14 protein-coding genes are annotated in these 20,619 nt (G+C 45.3%); 7 read left to right on the top strand and 7 right to left on the bottom strand.

What is annotated here, in order from left to right; translation table 11 throughout:
• Window positions 1–60: 60 nt before the first annotated feature.
• Both ECHVI_RS03375 and metK read left to right on the top strand, forming a co-directional pair.
• Entirely contained in the window at window positions 61–1,104 is a 1,044-nt protein-coding gene (locus tag ECHVI_RS03375; RefSeq protein ID WP_015264538.1) for a UDP-glucose--hexose-1-phosphate uridylyltransferase, read from the top strand.
• A 441-nt stretch (window positions 1,105–1,545) separates the two neighbouring features.
• Entirely contained in the window at window positions 1,546–2,799 is a 1,254-nt protein-coding gene (gene metK, locus ECHVI_RS03365; protein WP_015264537.1) for a methionine adenosyltransferase, read from the top strand.
• 203 nt (window positions 2,800–3,002) lie between these two features.
• Here metK and ECHVI_RS03360 read toward each other — a convergent pair whose 3' ends face one another.
• Together ECHVI_RS03360 and ECHVI_RS03355 are read right to left on the bottom strand one after the other, a co-directional pair.
• On the bottom strand, window positions 3,003–3,992 hold the full coding sequence (locus ECHVI_RS03360) for a D-alanine--D-alanine ligase (RefSeq protein WP_015264536.1): 990 nt from the start codon (window positions 3,990–3,992) through the stop codon (window positions 3,003–3,005).
• Between the two features lie 288 nt (window positions 3,993–4,280).
• The gene (locus tag ECHVI_RS03355) at window positions 4,281–4,514 is read right to left on the bottom strand and encodes a hypothetical protein (RefSeq protein WP_015264535.1); all 234 of its coding nucleotides are present in this window, start codon (window positions 4,512–4,514) and stop codon (window positions 4,281–4,283) included.
• Window positions 4,515–4,742: 228 nt separating this feature from the next.
• Between ECHVI_RS03355 and ECHVI_RS03350 the strand changes: the two genes are divergently transcribed.
• The 4 genes from ECHVI_RS03350 (at window position 4,743) to ECHVI_RS03335 (ending at window position 10,237) form a co-directional block, all read left to right on the top strand.
• The gene (locus ECHVI_RS03350) at window positions 4,743–6,920 is read left to right on the top strand and encodes a S9 family peptidase (protein WP_015264534.1); all 2,178 of its coding nucleotides are present in this window, start codon (window positions 4,743–4,745) and stop codon (window positions 6,918–6,920) included.
• Window positions 6,921–7,039: 119 nt separating this feature from the next.
• Window positions 7,040–7,414 (top strand): hypothetical protein, encoded by a 375-nt coding sequence (locus tag ECHVI_RS03345; RefSeq protein ID WP_015264533.1) that lies wholly within the window; start codon window positions 7,040–7,042, stop codon window positions 7,412–7,414.
• Window positions 7,415–8,195: 781 nt separating this feature from the next.
• Window positions 8,196–8,660, top strand: a complete 465-nt coding sequence (locus tag ECHVI_RS03340; protein ID WP_015264531.1) for a hypothetical protein — start codon at window positions 8,196–8,198, stop codon at window positions 8,658–8,660.
• Window positions 8,661–8,770: 110 nt separating this feature from the next.
• Window positions 8,771–10,237: a glycine--tRNA ligase gene (locus ECHVI_RS03335; protein WP_015264530.1), complete on the top strand. Its 1,467-nt coding sequence runs from the start codon at window positions 8,771–8,773 to the stop codon at window positions 10,235–10,237.
• 328 nt (window positions 10,238–10,565) lie between these two features.
• Here the strand turns inward: ECHVI_RS03335 and ECHVI_RS03330 are convergent, their stop codons facing one another.
• Together ECHVI_RS03330 and ECHVI_RS03325 are read right to left on the bottom strand one after the other, a co-directional pair.
• On the bottom strand, window positions 10,566–11,975 hold the full coding sequence (locus ECHVI_RS03330) for an MltF family protein (protein ID WP_245553421.1): 1,410 nt from the start codon (window positions 11,973–11,975) through the stop codon (window positions 10,566–10,568).
• A gap of 172 nt (window positions 11,976–12,147) precedes the next feature.
• Complete coding sequence (locus ECHVI_RS03325; protein WP_015264528.1) at window positions 12,148–12,918, bottom strand: LytR/AlgR family response regulator transcription factor; 771 nt, start codon at window positions 12,916–12,918, stop codon at window positions 12,148–12,150.
• A 325-nt stretch (window positions 12,919–13,243) separates the two neighbouring features.
• Here ECHVI_RS03325 and ECHVI_RS03320 point away from each other — a divergent pair, with 325 nt between their 5' ends.
• Window positions 13,244–13,699 (top strand): hypothetical protein, encoded by a 456-nt coding sequence (locus ECHVI_RS03320; protein WP_157501189.1) that lies wholly within the window; start codon window positions 13,244–13,246, stop codon window positions 13,697–13,699.
• Window positions 13,700–13,723: 24 nt separating this feature from the next.
• Here the strand turns inward: ECHVI_RS03320 and ECHVI_RS03315 are convergent, their stop codons facing one another.
• The 3 genes from ECHVI_RS03315 to ECHVI_RS03305 all read right to left on the bottom strand — a co-directional run bounded on the left by ECHVI_RS03315 (window position 13,724) and on the right by ECHVI_RS03305 (window position 20,618).
• On the bottom strand, window positions 13,724–15,886 hold the full coding sequence (locus ECHVI_RS03315) for a tetratricopeptide repeat protein (RefSeq protein ID WP_015264526.1): 2,163 nt from the start codon (window positions 15,884–15,886) through the stop codon (window positions 13,724–13,726).
• Between the two features lie 344 nt (window positions 15,887–16,230).
• Window positions 16,231–17,559 (bottom strand): TolC family protein, encoded by a 1,329-nt coding sequence (locus ECHVI_RS03310; protein ID WP_015264525.1) that lies wholly within the window; start codon window positions 17,557–17,559, stop codon window positions 16,231–16,233.
• On the bottom strand, window positions 17,556–20,618 hold the full coding sequence (locus ECHVI_RS03305) for an efflux RND transporter permease subunit (protein ID WP_015264524.1): 3,063 nt from the start codon (window positions 20,616–20,618) through the stop codon (window positions 17,556–17,558). The genes ECHVI_RS03310 and ECHVI_RS03305 overlap by 4 nt, the downstream gene beginning before the upstream one ends.
• Window position 20,619: the final 1 nt, after the last annotated feature.

Raw genomic sequence — 20,619 nt, 5'->3', positions numbered from 1 at the left:
AGTGATAATTGTGCCCAAAAACAAAAAAAACCTTTTAAACATTACAACATTTACCCCCTCATGACTGATTTTAATTTCGAAGACCATAGTCATAGAAGATATAATCCATTTACCGGTGACTGGCTGCAGGTATCCCCGCATCGTGGCAAGCGGCCTTGGCAGGGACAAGAAGAAGATACCGCCGAAGCACAAAAGCCTGCCTATGACGAAAAGTGCTACTTGTGTCCCGGTAATACCCGGATAAATGGAGAGAAAAACCCTGATTATACCGGTGCATATGTGTTTCAGAATGATTTTGGGGCATTGACTTCCGATATTCCTCAGGGAGAAATGTCCGAAGGAGAATTCTTCAGGGCCAAAAGTGAACGGGGGATCTGTAAGGTGATCTGCTTTTCGCCCCGCCATGACCTGACCATTCCCGAACTGGACGTACAGGCCATTACGAAGGTGGTGGAGCTATGGAAGAAAGAATACCAGGAATTGGGCGGTAAAGATTTTATCAATCATGTCCAGATATTCGAAAACAAAGGTTCGGTGATGGGCTGCTCCAATCCACATCCCCATGGCCAGATCTGGGCACAGGAATCCATCCCAGTGGAGCCGGCCAAAAAGCAGGTGAAGTTTGGTGAATATTACCAAAAATATGGACGTAGTATGGTGCTGGACTATGTGTACGAGGAGCTCAAGAAAGGAGAACGTATTCTATTCGAAAATGATTATTTCGTGGGCTTGGTACCATTTTGGGCGGTTTGGCCTTTTGAGGCGATGATTGCGCCTAAGACGCATATTGCTTCCCTTTCCGAAATGGACGCTGCACAAATGGAAGCTTTGGCGGATGCCTACCGTCAGCTGGCGATCATGTATGACAATGTCTTCAAGGTGTCTTTTCCGTATTCGGCAGGGATCCATCAAGCTCCCACAGATGGCCAAAACCATCCAGAATGGGACCTGCACATGGTGTTCTATCCGCCACTGTTACGCTCTGCGACCGTGAAGAAATTTATGGTCGGCTACGAGATGCTGGCCAATCCACAACGGGATATCACCGCAGAATCAGCTGTGAAGATCTTGAAGAGCCAGCCAAAGGAGCATTATAAGGTCTAAACGTTAAGAAGTTAAGTTGTTGGAAGGTTGGAAGGTTGGAGAATTGGGAATTGCAACATTAACGGAGCTTGTACTTTATCGCATTTGATACCTTACTTTCAACTTCCTTTCCACTTCCCACTTCTTCGTACTTGGTACCTTGGTTACGCTGCAAGTCTGGAGACTTGTGGAAGTTGAGGTCTCAGTCGGGAGACTAAGACCAGATGGGAAAGTCGGGAGACTTTGATCAGTGCCTACGCTTTCAGTTTTTAATCATGGTGGGGGTGTTCGTCTTAACGGATAAACTGTTTTCGAGTTTTTGGGGCCTTTCAGAAGCGGGAAAAATGCCCGTTATATGTGCGGACAGACCTGTTATCATTTATCCCAAAGTAAAAGTTTTTTATTTCCTGCTTATGCTTTAATTTTACACGCCATTTCTACTTGTAATTAAAAACTCGATATATGCCTTATTTATTTACCTCGGAGTCTGTTTCTGAGGGACATCCTGATAAAATTTCTGATCAGATATCAGATGCATTGATTGATAATTTTTTGGCGTTTGATCCTCAGTCCAAGGTGGCTTGCGAAACCTTGGTGACCACAGGCCAGGTGGTCTTGGCAGGAGAGGTGAAGTCCAATACTTACCTTGATGTCCAGAAAATTGCCCGTGATGTGATCAATAGGATCGGTTATGTGAAGGGAGAGTACATGTTTGACGGGAGCTCTTGTGGTGTGCTTTCAGCTATTCACGACCAGTCTCCTGATATCAACCAAGGTGTGGATCGGACAAGCCCAGAAGAACAAGGCGCTGGTGATCAGGGTATGATGTTCGGATATGCGACGAACGAAACACAGAACTATATGCCATTGGCATTGGATGTTTCCCATAGGTTGTTGAAAGAGTTGGCTAACTTGAGGAGGGAAAATAAGGAAATCACTTATCTCCGTCCAGATGCCAAAGCACAGGTGACGATCGAATACAGCGACGACAATGTGCCACAGCGGATCAAGACCATCGTGATCTCTACCCAGCACGATGAATTTGCGGATGAGCCGGCCATGCTGAAGAAAATCAAGGAGGACCTGATCAGTATTTTGATCCCACGTGTGAAGGCACAGCTGATCCCGGAAATCCAGGCGCTCTTTACCGATGACATCACCTACCATATCAATCCTACAGGTAAATTTGTGATCGGCGGACCCCATGGAGATGCGGGCTTGACAGGCCGTAAAATTATTGTGGATACTTATGGTGGAAAAGGCGCTCATGGAGGAGGGGCATTCTCCGGAAAGGATCCCTCAAAAGTGGATCGCTCTGCAGCTTATGCTACCCGTCATATCGCCAAAAATATGGTGGCAGCGGGAATAGCCGATGAGGTGTTGGTTCAGGTGTCCTATGCCATCGGCGTAGCCGAGCCAATGGGCATATATATCAATACTTACGGCACCAGTAAAGTGGACCTGAAGGACGGGGTAATCGCTGAAAAGATCCAGAAGATTTTTGATATGCGTCCATATGCCATTGAGCAAAGGCTGAAGCTTCGTAATCCTATTTATGAAGAAACGGCTGCCTACGGCCACATGGGAAGAACGAACGAAGTGGTGCAAAAGACCTTTGTTTCTCCGGATGGCACTTCGCTAACCTTGGATGTGGAGTTGTTTACCTGGGAAAAACTGGATTATGTGGACAGGCTGAAAAAGGAGTTTGACCTTTAAGCAGGATCCAATATAAAAATGTCCTGGCGATGACCAGCGAGAAGAAGCAATCTTCTTTTACCTTCCGTCCGATTAAAAGAAAACATCGCTGCCAGGCCTAAAGGGAGATTTGAAGAACATAAAGGAGTGGCAGCTCGGTGCACCGAGCTGCCACTCCTTTTTTTGTCTATACCCTCTTAAAAGGGGTGGCATGAAATCCGTCCTTATTGCTTCCACATTTCCTCAATAATCTCCGTGTAGAATTCTTTGACAGTCTTGCCGATGGCACGTACTTGCTGTGAGATAAGGCTGGTTTCCGTTTGGCCGGGAACCGTATTGATTTCGATAAAGAAGATTTTTCCGGTTTCCTTTTCGAGGAAGTAATCCATACGCACAGCGCCTTTGCAGTTGAGTTTGAGGTAGACCTTTCTGGCCACTTCCCTTACCCTATTGACCTCTTCCTCGGACATCCTTCCGGGGGTGATTTCCTCTGTGACACCCGCAGTATATTTGGCTTCAAAGTCAAAAAACTCTTTGGAGCTGACAATTTCCGTAGCAGGGAGGACGATGACTTCGCCATTTACCATGTACATGCCGATGGAAAATTCCCTGCCGGAAACAAACTCTTCGATCAGCACTTGGTTGTCTTCTGCAAAGGCTTTGTCCAAGGCTTCTTGGACTTCTCCTTCGCTTTTTACCTTACTCATGCCGATACTGCTACCGCCATTATTGGGTTTGACGAAATAAGGAAGGGTAAGCTCATCGATGACGCGCTGGGTGTTTTTGGGGGAGTTTTTGAACAGCTGGAGGGAATTGGCCACTTCCAGTCCTTCGATGTCCTGTACTATGGCCTTGGTGTAGCCTTTGTTCATGGTGATCGCAGAGGTCAGGGCGTCACAAGTAGTGTAAGGGAGGCCTACCATGTCAAAGTATCCAGCAAGTTTGCCATCCTCTCCCGGTGAGCCGTGGAGGATGTTAAAAACACCATCAAAAGTGACCTTTTTACCATCCACCTGAATGGAAAAGTCATTTAAATCGACAAGGGAAGGGGTTCCGTCTTCAGCGGCATAAAACCAATTTTCCTTTTCAATGATGATTTTATAGACATCATAGCGCTCCCTATCGATTTGGGTTTCTACTACCGCGGCACTTTTTAGTGAAACGACCGATTCTCCGGTAAAGCCACCGGTGACCAATGCAATTTTTTTCTTCATAAAGTAAATTTAAATGACTTCCCTATGATTTCGAAGTATTCTTCCGGATTAATGAAAATAATACCACCAAGGTGCCAAGGCACACAGCATTTGCCGTGGTTAATGTCCAAAAATAAAAAGCGGGTCAAGAAATAGGAAGGAGTATGTTTGGGTGGGTGGAATGGGATTGGTCGATCGTTCTTTGGTACATCTACCTTGCAGCTTGGTTCCTTTGTGCCTCAGTACCGTAAAAAAAAGCAGGAAAACAACCTGTTTTCCTGCTTAGTAAAGTCTAGAAAGAATGTGTCGTTAAGCATCTACCGCTAATCCCAAGCTTAGGCCCAATCCTAAAGTAATTCCGCCAACGGCGGCAGCTAAGCTAACTCCTAATCCCGCAGAAGCATCCACAGATGGAAGGGACAAAGATGAGAGCGAAGGAACTGTGATGGAAAGTCCTCCGTTGATTTCATTTTGCTGAAGGTCGGAGATTTCTTCTACGCCCATTTCTTTAAGGTCGAAAGATTTTGAATCAAAAGATTTCATAAAAGTACAGTTAGAGATTAAAATAACCCCATCTTAAGGGATGGGACACCTTTGATACTGTCAAATCTAGTTTTTGTCTGTGCATAATAATTGCACAAATGCAGTAAAAACTAAAAAAATATCATTGAAATGAATTGAGAGTAATGAACTCGACGCGGGAGATGGTGACCTTAAAGGTCAATTTCATTATATTTAGCGATCAGAATAAAATCCACAATATAACTATTTATGAACCGAATAAGCATTTTCGCGCTAGCGGCATTAATGATCAGTATGTGTACAGAAATCTACGCACAGCAAAAGGAGGTATCCTTAGCTTCCATTTTCAAAGAAGGAGTGTTTAATCAGAAGTCTGTCAGAGGCATCAATTGGATGAAAGATGGGCAGTACTACAGTTCCTTGAAAAAAGAGGATGGCGTCACTCAGGTGGTAAAGATGAATGTCAGTACGGGTGAGCAGGAGGAAGTCCTGATAGACGGCAATAAGCTGGGCATTGAATTTTCCAGCTATTCTTTTAACAATGACGAGACCAAGGCTTTGGTGGCCACTGAGGTGGAGAGCATTTATAGAAGGTCTTCCAAGGGTGTTTTTTATGTCGTAGACATTGCTTCAGGGGTGTCCCAAAAGCTGATGGATGGAGAAAAAATATCCTATGCTACCCTTTCGCCAGATAATACCAAGGTGGCCTTTGTGAAGGACAATGACCTATACTATATCACTTTAGAGGATAACAAGGTACATCAAGTGACGCACGATGGTGAGTGGAACAAGATTATCAATGGCTCGGCCGACTGGGTATATGAAGAGGAATTTTCCATGGCCCAAGCGTTTGAGTGGTCTCCAGACGGACAGAAAATTGCCTATATCCGCTTTGATGAATCAGCCGTCCCTGAGTATAACATGCAGCTTTGGGGGCCCTTGTATCCACAGGATTATAAGTTTAAATATCCAAAAGCAGGGGAGAAAAATTCAGCCGTGAGCATTCACGTGTACGACCTTGGGGCGGATGAAAGCACCAAGATGGACGCCGGTGAAGAGACAGACATTTACTTGCCCCGAATTTACTGGACTGGCAACAGTGAGACCTTGGCATTTATCCGTCTCAACAGACTTCAAAATCAGCTGGACCTTTTGCATGCCAATACAGCTACAGGAGACAGCAAGGTGATATTGACCGAGAAAGCGACTACTTACGTCGACCTCAACTATAATGATAACCTTCTTTACCTGAAGGATGGTAGTGGTTTTTTGCGAACTTCCGAGCAAGATGGGTTTAAGCATATTTACCATCATGATATGAACGGTGCGTTGATTCAGCAGGTGACCTCAGGAGACTGGGAAGTAACCGAAGTGGTCGGCGTGAATGAAAAGTCCAAGAAGATTTACTTTGTTTCTACTGAGCAGTCTCCCTTGGAGCGAAACCTTTATGTGATCAAGCTGAATGGAAAAGGCAAAAAGGAACTCACTCCTGCCAAAGGAACCCACGGGATCAACATGAGCCGCGATCAAAAGTACTTTATCGATTATTTTTCCACTGCAAACAAACCCCTGCATGTCACCTTAAACAATGCCAAGGGCGAAACCATTAAAGTGCTCGAGGACAATAAGGCCTTAAAAGACCGTTTGGATGGCTATGCACTTAGTGATAAGGAGTTTTTCCAATTTCAAACCGTAGACGGCACACAGCTAAACGGCTATATGATTAAGCCAGCAGATTTTGATGAGACAAAAGAGCATCCTGTATTGATGTATGTTTATGGAGGGCCAGGCTCCGAAAACGTGCGAAATGCTTGGGGAGGTACCCGGGATTTTTGGCATCATCACTTGGCAGCAGAAGGCTATATCGTCGTGTGTGTGGATAACCGTGGAACGGGAGGAAGAGGCCGCGCCTTTAAGCATGCCACCTATGCACAGCTGGGCAATCTGGAGGTCCAAGACCAAATAGCGGGGGCCAAATACTTGGCTTCTTTGCCGTATGTGGATGGCGCGCGTATCGGTATTTGGGGCTGGTCTTATGGAGGTTACATGAGTTCTCTCTCCCTTATGCTGGGCAATGATGTCTTCAAAACGGCCATTGCCGTAGCGCCAGTAACCACCTGGAGATATTATGACACCATTTATACCGAGCGGTATTTGCAGACGCCTCAGCTGAATCCATCTGGATATGATGATTATAGCCCACTTACCCATGTGGACAAGTTGAAGGGAAATTTCCTTTTGATCCATGGTACAGGAGATGACAATGTCCATTTCCAAAACTCAGTGGCTTTGTTGGATGCATTAGTGGCTGCAGACAAGCAGTTTGAAACCTTTTATTATCCAAATAGAAACCATGGAATTTATGGTGGCAATACCACTTGGCACCTCTATAACCTGATGACCAATTTCATCAAGGAAAAGCTGTAATTCGAAATCATCCGCTCTCATGCAGCATTGACTAATGGCTGTATGAGAGCGTTTTCTATTGGGATTTGGGATTGATTTTTAGCAAAAAAGCAGCTATCTTGATCAAAACCCAAGTAACCATGAAAGAAAAATTGAACACTTCCCTGCAGTCGATCAGCTTGATTGCAGTGGCTGGATTAGCAGGATGGTCGGTATTTTACGATCAGATTTCTGCCCTCAAGCTGCTGACTTATTTGATCATTTTTTTGGTTTTGATTGAGATATTGAGTTTGATCTTGATCCGGAAAACCTATCCTGAAAGCCATACTACTTTTAAGCTTGGGATTATTGCCACATTACTTATTCTGTTAGGGATCAAAAGAATGCTTCCTGATTTTTTTGTGCCTTTGGCAGTGACCACCTTCGCCATCAATTACTTGTATAATTTTTATACCAATAATAAGCGCCGTAAAGGGCAGTACAAGCGAAAGAAAACCAATAAATTTCATTTGTAATCTGATGGCTCCCCTTAGAGAAAGTGGCCTCTTCAAATAGGGGATGGCCATCTTTCGGATCAAGCGGAAAAGCTGGGGACTGCCGTTTTACTTAAAGGCAAAATCACGGGTACAAAAAAGCCACAACGTGTCAAAGGCACCAAGTACATGTAGGTCCTGCATAGAAAGGAATGTATAATTGCATTGTGCCTGAGGTCTTGACGGCGTATCAATGTTCCGGTTACTAAATTTATCACCTTACAGAAGTATTGCGTGATCGCATTTTACTCCTAAGTGTAATCTGAGGAGAGCTGAAACACAAGGTATAAGGTGTTTTGTAGCGATCGTTATATATGCTCGAAAGCTAGCCCCAAAGGGGCGATATATTCTTAGCCATGGGTGAAGCTCATGGTAAATTTGCCCATCCAACGTTTCCCGTTTTAGCGGCATGGGCCTAACTATTCCCCATAAATTCCCGCTAAAGCCCATTTGTGCGGATACCTAAAAAACCATCGTTTTAACGGCATGAAATTTTCTTTTATAAGACCATGTCAACATTCGTCCCCCAGAAATATTGCTTGATCCTTTTTCGGTAATATCTAACGGATATGGAGCACAAAAAGGCTATTGGTGTCGATGCCTTAACAGCGAAAGCGTTGGTTTCCATCAAAGCGGTCCTGTGTGGCTTGATGGTTTTTGGCTGGGGGCAAGTGGCACAGAAGTAACCAGCAGTGGCTTTTACTTTTCCTTTTAGCCGCTATCGGCACGTTATTTGATCTTAATAGGCGTAAAAAATACAATTATGTTTAAATATCTACTATTGTTCTGCTTGGCGATCCCCGTGATTTCGCCTGCTCAGGATCGATTGGAAAAGCTTGTGGATGAGCGTCAAGGGCTTCATCGCCAATGGAAGGCCTCAGAAGAGGAGAAATCCGGCATTTTTGGAAACCGCACCAAAAAAGATATGATCAAGACCAATGAATGGATGGAGCGCATTATCCTAAAGGATAATTTGATCATGGATGAGCTGGAAATGCTCAAAAACATCGAAACTACCGAAATCAAATATGAAAAGGACGATTACAAGTATATTGCCCAAAAGCAAGAGCAGGATATTGGAAAGCTGAAAAGGGCTTTAGACGATAAGGATGATGATATCGCAGAAGTGCTGGCCAGTAAAAGAACTTACGAGTGGACTACTTTGATCTTTTTCCTGTCCACCTTGGTATTAGGGTACCTTTTTTACAGGACAAAAAAACATGCTTAAAAGCATCAACGGATCAAGTTTGGGCACATTGATCCGTAAATCTGTAATTTTCTTATTTTTCAATCTTCTTATCTTTCAATCTTAAAAGCTATTTCCCTATTTTTGCGGCTATGGCAAAGACAGAACAAGCAACCGAAAATGCACAATTGAAGGATATTATCTCACATGCCAAGGAATATGGTTTTGTGTATCCTTCATCCGAAATATATGATGGACTTCAGGCCGTTTATGATTATGGTGCCTATGGAGTGGAGCTTAAAAATAACCTAAAGCGCTTGTGGTGGGAGTCCATGACGCGGTTAAATGATAATATAGTTGGGATCGATGCAGCCATTTTTATGCATCCCACTACGTGGAAAGCTTCCGGTCACGTGGACAGCTTTAATGATCCCATGATCGATAATAAAGACAGTAAAAAGCGCTACCGTGCGGATGTGCTGATTGAAGAGAAAGCTGCTACACTGGAAAGGGCCGGGAAAGAGGAAGAAGCTAAGTCCTTACTGGCCGCCATGGGCAAGCTGTTAGAAGCAGAAGACCTTGAAGGTGTCCGTGACCTGATCATAAATGAGGACATCACCTGTCCGATCAGTGGCACGTCCAATTGGACGGATGTGCGTCAATTTAACCTGATGTTTGCCACGCAGGTAGGTTCTGTGGCCGAAGATGCTTCCACCATTTACCTCAGGCCAGAAACGGCTCAAGGGATATTTGTCAATTTCCTGAACGTGCAAAAGACGGCCCGTATGAAAGTGCCTTTTGGCATTGCCCAAATAGGAAAAGCTTTCAGAAATGAAATTGTGGCGCGTCAGTTTATTTTCCGAATGCGGGAATTCGAACAGATGGAAATGCAGTACTTCGTCCGGCCTGGTACGGAGCTGGACTGGTATAAGACGTGGTCCGAAACCCGACTTAAGTGGCACAAAGCACTGGGGGTACCCGAGGAGAAGCTCAGGACACACGATCACGATAAATTGGCGCATTATGCCAATGCTGCGATGGATATTGAGTTTGATTTCCCCTTTGGGTTCAAAGAGGTGGAAGGAATTCATTCCAGGACGGACTTTGACTTGAAAAGCCATCAGGAATACTCCAAAAAGAAACAGCAGTACTTTGATCCAGAGGTAAACCAAAATTATATCCCTTATGTAATCGAGACCTCAATTGGTGCGGACAGGCTTTTCTTGATGACCCTTTGCAATGCATTTGTGGAGGAAGAGCAGGAAGGTAAAAAGCGTACCTACCTTAAATTTCATCCTTCCATTGCCCCTGTTAAGGCGGCCATTCTTCCACTTACGAAAAAGGACGGATTGCCGGATAAGGGAAGGGAAATTTTCGATAAATTGAAGTACGATTTTAACGTGGTCTATGAGGAAGCGGCTTCTATCGGTAAGCGCTATACTCGTCAAGACCTGATAGGTACGCCATTTTGTATAGCGGTGGACCATCAGACCCTTGAAGACAATACCGTGACCATTCGTCATCGTGACACGACCGAGCAGGAGCGTGTGCATATAGACGAGCTACATGGTAAATTAGGGACTGCTACAAGCTTTAAAAATATCTTTGACAAAATTTGATAGATCTCGCGTATGCTGCACAGCCAAATTGAAACGTAGGTTGGCTTAGCATCCGGAAATACCTTAGAAGAAAAGCGATCTTGATGTACTGGTAACGGGTGCAGGACAGGATCGCTTTTTTCGTTTTTGCCATATTCGCTTAGAGGTCCAGTTGCGCTAAAATCCTGAGGTTTTTGTACTGAAAATAGTTGTAAAGGGACGTATGTACTTATCTTCCTTGTATCCAAGGAAAGAAATATATTTTTCGATTATGCCCATGCTTAGCTTTCGACCTGGTAAATCAGGCTAATTTTAACTTTTCTACATTCTCCCAAAAGCTGGATTGCGTTTATTTTTTTGCGAGGGTTTTATCTTCGATTTCACGGGGATAAGGGTCTACCAATATCCTGTAGGACTCATAGATGCTTAGGATGTCCCGCACGTACGCCACCGCGAGGTGCCCTTTAGCATATCCGCTTCTGACCACTGGGTCGCGGTAATATTTCGGTTGGGATTTTCGCTCCAGGTAATAAGCTACATTGCTCCAAGTACGAGTATCCTTTCCGAATTTCAAGGCAAGCCTCCAAGCATCATTTACGTGGCCATGGCCTACATTGTAAGAGGCTAGGATAAACTTAATTCGTTCATTGGTCTCTGGAACTCGCTCGAGCCAGAATTTATCCAAGTACTTGAGGTACTTGACTCCCCCCATCAGGCTTTGGGAAGGATCATTGGGGTTATCGACACCAAACCGCTCTAACGTAACAGGCATCAGCTGTAAAAGCCCTTTGGCCCCGGCATAGCTGGTGGCTTCGGTATTAAACCTGGATTCCTTGTAAACAAGGGAAGCTAACAGCCTCCAGTCCCATCCCAAATAGTCGGCTCCTTCCTTGATTATCTCATCATATTTGGATATTTGATCGCCTGAAATAGAAGAAAAGGGGCTTTTGTTTCGGTAGTAGCTGTTTTTCTTGTTCAGGAAATATTTCCCGTAAAGGATGGCAAAATAAGTGGATTGTGTGCCTTTTTCTATCCAATCGTTCACTGCTGCCAAAAGGTTTGGAGCGTTTTTCCGTACGAGCCAAGCGACCGGGGAAGGTGAGTTGATCTGTAAGTCAATGTTGATTTCACTGTAATAGGTGGAGTTGACCAGTGCTAAATCTTCGTCCACCAAGGTGAAGTCGATATTTTCCCGCACCACTTCGTCCACTAACTCGTCTGAGTTTTTGGGGGCCTCGACGATGTCAATATCTATTTGCAAACTGTCTTCCAATTGCAAGAGTTGGTCCTTATAGACTGCCGATTTCCTTACGTGTACAGTTTTTTGGTCCAGCTGTTGAAGCGAATCCAACACCTCTTTTTTGCGGTTTTGGACGAGAACGGAGGACAGTAAGTTAAGCTTGGAGGTAAAGCTTCCGTATTTTTTTCGATCCTCATTGACGACCAAATTAATGGCCACGATATCTGCCTTTCCTTTGTTGAGCAATTGGTAGGCTTTCTCGATGTCTTCATTGACGATAAGTCTCAGCTGTACATCCAATTGCTTGGCCAAATTGCGAAGGAGTTCGTATTCATAGCCCATCCGTCGACCCCGATAGATATAATAGCTCGTGGAGGAATTGTCCACGACTGCCCTGATGAATCCTCGCTTTTTGATTCCTTCCAGGTCCAATTGTACGGGGCTCTCCCAGTAGGGGGGAGCCTTCTTTTTCTTTTGAATTTCTTCCCCACATCCCAACAAAAAGGCAAGCAAACACATGACTAGCATATTTACTGATCGTTGTTTGCAATTTGCGGTCAAAAAGGGTTGTTGGTGAAGTGGCATAGATCAATAATAATACAATTACACCACATCTACAAAAATACAAAGGGTACCAATTATAGTATTGGTGATTTTGGGAGGCGAATCAAATGATTCTGTGTATAAAACGTTAGAGTGATTTATTCTTGGCGATTGCTTCAAAGAGCGTAATGATCTCCTCTTTCTTTCGCTGACTTATAGGTAGGGATTTTCCATTTTCCATCTGTACTCCTCCTCCATCATGACGAAAATACTTTTTCATATAATTTGGGTTGATCAAATAGGATTGGTGGATTCTAATAAAAAAATACTTTTTCAGCGTTCTTTCTACTTCTTTTAGGGTTTTGCTGAATAGAAGCGTCGTGTTGTCATGTAAATGAAGGATAGTGTAATTGTTTTGACTTTGGGCATAAATGATCTCGTCCACTTTAATAAACTCCAGTCCTTCGCTCACGGGAACGGCAATTTTGGACTTGATGATATTATCTTTTTTCAGCGAGGAAATGAATTCCATCAAATCGACTTCACGCTCTTTTTTGAGGTGTTGGTGGTAGCCCTTGTATTTCTTCAATACTTCGGCAAGCTCATGATGACCAATGGGTTTGAGCAAGTAGTCAAATGCTTTGTATTGAAAGGCTTTTAGGGCGTATTGGCTATAGGCTGTGGTGAATACCACCTCAAAATATACCTCATCGATCATGTCCAAGAGTTCAAAACCGTTGATTCGCGGCATCTCTACATCCAAAAACATCAGGTCGATGGAGGATGTACTTAGGGCTTCCAGTGCCTCTTCTACTTTTGAGGTGGAAAAAACGATTTCTACTTCTTCCTTAAACTGCATTAGTTCAAGTACCAAGCTTTCCACACAGTGGACTTCATCGTCGATTATCCCTACTTTCATTAACGCTATATTTGAGGTCGCCTAAATTATTCCTTATGCTAATATAGGAAACATCTTAGCCTGCTAATTAAGAATAGATGAATTTTTGATCGAAAAAGGAGGATAGCGCATATTAATAATTGAAACCGGTAGACTACTCATTGTTTTGTTCTGTCCACTATTTTACTGTTTCACCGCCCAATAATTTGTGGTAGCTTTCATCATATCATTTTATGACTGACTATTTACATGCTACTTTTTTATGGACAATCAGTAACCAAAAGCTAGCTTCAGGGTTTCCTCCAAGACCCTGGAGCCTGCTTTTATTTAATGGATGGAAATCGTCATGAAAACAATTTTAATGCTTATTTCTATGGTGTTTGCAGGTGCCTTTTGGTATACTGTTGGGGGAAAGGAGGAGCCCGTTGAGCAATATTATTGGCTGATTCCCCAAGCTGGTGGGCAAGGACCTCTTGAAAGTAGGAACAGGAAATATGGAAAGGTGATTTTAGAGCACCAACCCGAGAATCATTTTTTTAAGGCAAAAGTGTTGGTTCATCCTTCTTTAGCCTCCAGTGGCTTCCAGTTGTTTGTGAACGGCGATTCTAATTATAGGATGATGGAGTATGGTAAACAATATTTTTGGGGCGTCAAGCTTACTGATCATCGAGAGATAGTGTTACGGGTGAATATTGGCGAGGGACGTTATCAACGGTTTCAACTGGAAAAAGTGGATGGGAAGGAAGCCTTTATTCCTGAAAGCAAGCTTCGGTTTACTGCTTTTATCAGTTTGCTGCTTTGATTATACCCTTAGGGAAAGCACAGCTTAGGAGGTGGTGTTCAGGGCACTTTCCAGCACAATATGTATGGTAGCGCTAGTACCGGTCACTTCATCTCCATGAGGATTTCTTGGGGCAATAGAAAAGGTGACTTGCCCTTCATGCTGCTGATTAAAAATTACCAGTCGCTCTTCGATGAGCTTTAGCCCAAGATGTGTTCCGTCTGGCCGAGGTTCGATGAAACTTTCCTTGGATTTAGAGAACCCTCTGCCATTATCAAGTACTTCTACCAAGACACCGTCATCGGTTTGATTCACTTTGATGTCGAGGGTTTTTGGGGATTTCCGGCTGGGAAGTAGCCCATGTTTTATGGCATTTTCTACCAAAGGCTGTAGGATTTTGGGCGGCACCTTGACCATTTTAGGGTTTACCTTGGGGGAGATATTGATGTGGTAATTAAACTCGCTGTCAAAACGTAACTGCTCGATCTTTAAATAGAGAGCGGTAGATTGCAACTCTTCATCAAGTGTTATGGACTTTTTGCGGTTATTGGTCAAGCTCATGCGGAGCAGCCGTGCAAAGGTGTCAATATACTCCTTGGCTTCTTCATTTTTGTTCTTCATGACCAACCAGCGGACAGCATTCATGCCGTTAAATAAAAAGTGCGGGTTCATCTGGGATTCCAAGGATTGAATGGCCAACGATTGGATACGGTTTTCAAATTTACTTTCGAGCAGTTTGATCCGCTTTTCTTCCGTGTTCTTTTGCTCTTGGATCAATTCCTCAAATGTCGCTTCCAGCTGTTGGTTGACGTTTTTGATTTCATCCCTTTGCGCCTTGATTTGGTTGTTTTGACGACGAAGGAGCTCATTTGCCCTTTTCTTGGCTTTGATGTTTTTGAATTGCATAAAGGCGATCACCACAATAAAGACCAATAATGTGGCCAATAGGATGAAGATCACCTGATGGCTCTTCAAGGCCGCCCGTTGACTTTCCAGCTCTGAATTTTGCAGTGCTTTGTCTTTTTGCAGCAGTTCGATTTGTGACTCCTTTTTTTCAATGGCATATCGCTTTTCGATGGCAGCAATTTGCGTTTGCTGATCCATCAGCGCCACGCTGTCCTTGTATTGATGTGAAAGGGTAAGGAATTCCAATGCTTTCCTGTATTTGCCTTGCTGCTCATAGATGGCCGATAGCCAATACGAACATTCTTTGATCAGGCCTTTGTTTTTGATTTTTTCGGCAAGCTTCCAAGCGTCATGGTACAGCTGGATGGCTTTGGTCAAATTCCCCAATTTCCGGTAAACATCTCCTTGGCGCTTGGCGATGTCCGCTTGCTTGTGAAGGTCTCCCAAGTGTTCAAAAAAAGCCTTGGACTGGTCAAAGTAGGCTGCCGCTTGCTGCAAGTCCTTTCCTTCTTGAAAATAATTTTGGCCAAAATACTCATAGGTTATGCCCAGCCCAAAGGTGTCCTTCCTGGCCTGATTGATCTCTAGAAGCTTGTTCAAATAGCTTCTGGCCGTGTCGAATTCTCGCTTTTCGGTATAGTAATCGCCAATGGAAAGGTAATTCATGGCGATCCCGAGGGTATTGTTACGTTCTCGCTCTGCCTCCAGCGAGCGTTCGAAGTAGGCCAATGCATCTTCCTCACGTCCGGGAAGGTGGAGCAGGGTATTGCCCAAGCCATTACATGAAATGGCAATGTTTCTAAGGTCGTTTTGGGCTTCAGCCACCTTTAGGGCTTCCAAGTAAAAGTATACCGCTTGGTCAAAATCTTCAGCATAGCGGCTGGCCACTCCGGCGTTATTGGCGAAGATCATTTTTTCCATGTCGCTGGAGTCTTCCTTTGTGATCAGCTCAAGGGCCTTGGCATGCAGTGGGATGGCCTCTTCGTACCGCTGATGATAGCGGTAGATCAAGCCGAGGTTATCCAGTGCCTTTGCATACAGTAGGGTGTCACCGAGCGCTATGGAGAGGCTGATGGCTTTTTCCGCTTCCTGGTATTCGGTGTCTGGCTCATGATTGCTCCGATGAATGTCCCGTGACAGCTGGATGGCATTTACAATGGCCAAAGAATCCCGTGACTTATCTTCCCTTGCATTACTGAAGGGGCCATCTTGTGCGAAGCCGAAGACGGTGGAGGAAGCAGAAACTGAAATGACCAGCAATAAACAACGTAAATAGTGGCGCAGATACTTTTCTACTTTCATATGGATTGCTGTTTATACCGTATGAATATCCACAATAAAAATTATAAATGCATGGAATAACGTGGGTTTCTCATCTTAAGAGCACTTCCATTGGCAGGGGTTCGACGTGTGGAGAAGTTCCCCTTTAGGCGGTTAGCAATGCAATTAAGTCATCAATATGCATGTCAGGCTGAGCGGCGTCGAGGCCATGACTATCTGGCTAACCTTCCCGTAATTTAAGCCCACAGAGGAGACCAGAGAAACGGGGCAGCATGAAATCTTTCATGCACTTCCTCGACATCTGGGAAAATGTCACGATCTCCCCATGACGTTTTGATGTCGGATAAGCTGTCGAACGGAGGTGGTTACCTCAGTATTTCTTCGTCATTGCTTTTGTAATAGATCTTTCCTGCCAATCGCATCAATTCCACTTCTGCCACTTTGGTACTGAAGATCGCATCGATTAGGCGGCTTTCGGCATTGAGCCGGTTTACTTGGGCATCTCTAAACTCCAAGTAGCTTGTCAGTCCGGTTTTAAATCGGTCAAAGGCAATGTCGGTGTTTTCCTCTACTACAAGGTAATTTTGTCGTTCGATCTCCAGGCGTTGCTTGCTGTTTTCATAGACATTAAAAGCCCGATAGATATCCGATTTTAACTGGACTTCATATTGGTCCAGGATGTAGGCTTGGCTTTCTTGCTGTACACGGGCCCGTTGGATTTGGCGGTTCAAGGTAAAGCCACTGAAGAGGTTAATGCCGATGGTAGCCCCAAAGGAGTATCCTTCGCGCTTATTCTGGATGAGGAAGCCAGCGTCGGAATTGGAGACGGACTGGCGGTAATTCCCGTCCAGAGAAAGGTAGGGTAGGCGTTGGGCTTGGATTTCTTTAAGCTGCAGGTAGGCGACATTCTCCTGTCTTCTGTTGATCAGAAGCATTTTGTTCTGATCCATGGCCTGATCTACCAACGGCCCCAATGTGAGGTCCTTGTTGATCAATATGCTGTCCGTAATGACGAAATTTTGGGTGTCATCCAGGGCCATCAGCTCATTCAGATTGATACGGGCAGTCCGGATGACTTGCTCTTGAGAAACGAGCATGGACCTGTCCGTATTATAATCTACTTGGGCAGCAAGGTATTCGGTTTTCGAGCTTCCGCCCAGCTCATATTGGGATTTTGCAATGTCCAACCGCTGCTGGGAGAGCTCAAGGGTCTCTTGGAGTACTTCGTAGCGCTCCAGTTCGGTGGCAAGTCGGTAATAGGCTTCAGAAATGGCCGCCACGGTGTTTTCAATGACCACTTTGGCCTGCAGTTCACCGATTTCATCGAGCTTTCCCAAACGCTTTAAAGCGACTACCGCCTCATATCGAAAACCATAGATGGCATTGATGTTAAAGTTTTCCCCGGTGGATTTTGCCCCATCGATGTTTCGGGGAGTGCTTTCATTGACAAACTGCTGCTCTACGTCCTCGGTACTGGTCGTCCTGCCATAGGTAGCGTCCAAACTGGGCAACAAGGCGCCCACTCCTATTTTCTTGTCGATTTCAGTGACCTTTTTGTCCTGAAGGGCAATTTTTACATCGTAGTTGTTTTCCAAGCCCTTGATAATGGCTTTTTCAAAAGAGAGTTCTTCTTGTCCAAATGCCGAATATATCGCCGCCATCATGCCCAATAAAACCAAACACTGCTTCCTCATATTCTTGCTAATCTTGATGATTTTGATGTCAAATAAGTATAAACGCCCGGGATGACAAATAGCGTCAAAATGGTGGATAATACCAGTCCGCCAATGACCGCTACGCCCATCGGACTTCGGCTTTCTGCTCCTGCGCCCAAAGCCAGGGCAATGGGCAATATTCCCAAAATCGTGGAAAGGCTGGTCATCAAGATCGGACGGAACCGGGCCACAGCTGCGCCAATGATGGCTTCATCCACTTCCAGGCCGTGTGCTTTGCGCTGATTGGCAAATTCCACGATGAGGATCCCGTTTTTCGTCACCAAACCGATGAGCATGATGATGCCGATTTGACTGAAGATGTTCAAGGTATAGCCGCCAAGCCATAAGGACAGTAAGGCACCAAACAGGGCCAAGGGCACCGTGATCATGATGGTCAGCGGATCCGTGAAGCTTTCAAATTGTGCGGAAAGTACCAAGTAAATCAAAATAAGGGCAAACAGGAAGGCGAAAATCAAGCTGTTAGAGCTTTCGCGGAATTCCTTGGATACCCCAGCGACGTCCGTAGTGAAGCTTTCGTCCAATACCTCCGCTGCAATCCGGTCCATTTCATCCAATCCATCACCAATGGTGTATTTGGGGGCCAGTCCCGCCGAAACGGTGGCACTCACAAAACGGTTAAAACGGTAAAGCTGTGGAGGGGTGCTTTTTTCGGTAATGTTTACCAAATTGTCCAGCTGTACCAATTGCCCGTTTTCTGCTCTGACGTACAGCATGCGCAGGTTGATAGGCTCATTTCTGTCTTCCTTCTGCATTTCACCTACGACCTGATACTGCTTGCCGTTCATGATGAAATAATCAAAGCGCTGTCCAGAATAGGAAAGTTGGAGTGTCCTTGCGATTTCTTGCACCGATACTCCGATGTTTCGGGCTTTTTCCCTGTCTATCTCTACTTCGATTTCTGGTTTGGTAAATTTCAAGTTGATATCTGAAAATTGGAAAATAGGGCTTTGGGTTACCTCATCCATAAAAGCGGGGATGACCTCTTTGAGCTTCTCGAGGTTTTGTGCCTGCAAAACGTACTGGATGGGCATGCCGCCTCGACGGTCCCCGATGGATTGGGGCTGGGAGGCAAAAGCTTTGACGTCTGTTTTCTTCCTTAGGATTTCCGCTACGTCTTCGAAGACGGCCTGTTGGCTTACCGTCCGCTGACTCGCGTCGACCAGCCGGACACGGATAAAACCGGAGTTGGTGCTGGCCGTACCAAAACCCGGGGAGGTCACGGAGATAAAGCTGTCCCAAACATCCGATGGTATGGTGGTCATCATTTCGTACAATAGTTCGTCGATGACCCTGTCCATGTACTCGAAAGTAGCCCCCTCAGGGCCACTCATGTTGATGCGCATTTCGCCCCGATCTTCGGTGGGCGCAAGCTCAGATGGAATGGTGTTGAACAGTAGGTAAATGCCTCCGCCCATGGCCAAGATGATGATAAAAGACACCCAGCGGAACTGCATGAACCAGACCAAGGCTGCTTCGTATTTTTTGTTGAGCCACAGGAATCCCGGTTCGGTCACATTGTAAAACCAATTGTGCTTCTCACGCTTTTTGAGCAGCTTGGAGCTTAGCATTGGGGTCATGGTCAAGGCCACAAAGGAGGAGATGATCACCGAACCTGCTACGACGACTCCGAATTCCCTGAAAAGCCTGCCGGTGGTTCCCGTAAGGAAAATTACGGGCAGGAATACCGCTGCCAGAGCGATGGTCGTGGCGATGACGGCAAAGAAGATTTCCTCTGCTCCCTTCTCTGCGGCGGCCTCTGGCTGTTCTCCTTTTTCGATCTTGGAATAGATGTTTTCCAGTACTACAATGGCATCATCCACCACCAAACCGATCGACAGCACGATCCCCAGCAGGGTCAGCACATTGATCGAAAAGTCCATGGTGTACATGATGAAGAATACCCCTACCAGTGATATGGGAATGGTGATGACAGGAATAAAGGTGGTCCTCCAATCCCGTAAAAACAGAAAGATGATGGCCACCACCAGCAAAAATGCCAGGAGGATGGTCTCTTGTACTTCGCTGATCGAGTTACGGATATATTCTGTAGAGTCAAAACCAATGCCCAGCTCTATGTCTTCTGGAAGGTCTTTCTTGATAAACTCTAGTCTGCGGTAAAATTCATCTACAATATCAATACTGTTGGAACCGGGCAATGGCACCAATACCACGCCCACCATGGGGACACCATCCCGTTTCAGTACGGTCCGTTCATTGAGTGGTGCCAATTCGGCATTTCCCACATCCTGAAAGCGCACAATGTTATTTTCGCTCTCTTTGATGATGAGGTTGTTGAATTCATCGGGAGTGGATAATCGGCTTTTGGTACGGACGGATAGTTCAATGGTGCTGCCTTCGATCCGTCCGGAAGGCAATTCGACATTTTCACTTTGCACTTTAGTGAGTACATCCAATGGCGTGACCCCATAGGAGGCCATCCGGATAGGATCCATGCGAAGGCGCATGGCGTATTCTTTTTCGCCCCAAATGCGGACTTCGCTGACCCCGGGGATGGTCTGGAGCCGCTCTTTGAAGATATTATCTGCAATGTCCGACAGCTGGAGCAGGGATTTCTGTTCACTTTTTACATTGAGGAATACGATAGGTTCAGAATCGGCATCGGCTTTGGAGACTACGGGAGGCTCTGCATCTGGAGGAAGATTCCGCTGTGCCCGGGAGACTTTGTCACGGACATCATTGGCGGCAGCCTCCATATCTGCTCCCACATCAAATTCCACGGTGATATTACTCGTCCCGTCATTACTGGTGGAGGTGAGGGATTTAATGCCCGAAATACCGTTAATGGATTCCTCCAAAGGTTCTGTGATTTGGGCTTCGATAACATCGGCATTGGCTCCTACGTAGGTGGTCCGGACATTGATGATCGGAGGGTCCACGCTGGGATATTCCCTGACACCCAAAAAGGTCATTCCGATGATCCCGAAGAGCAAAATGGTCAGCGAGAAAACAATGGCCAGTACCGGCCTTCTAATGCTTACAGTGGATAGGCCTGCCATA

The sequence above is a fragment of the Echinicola vietnamensis DSM 17526 genome, from assembly GCF_000325705.1.
Lineage (GTDB): Bacteria > Bacteroidota > Bacteroidia > Cytophagales > Cyclobacteriaceae > Echinicola > Echinicola vietnamensis.
Note: the sequence above shows the minus strand (reverse complement) of the source record. Positions and strands in the feature narration are given on the sequence as shown.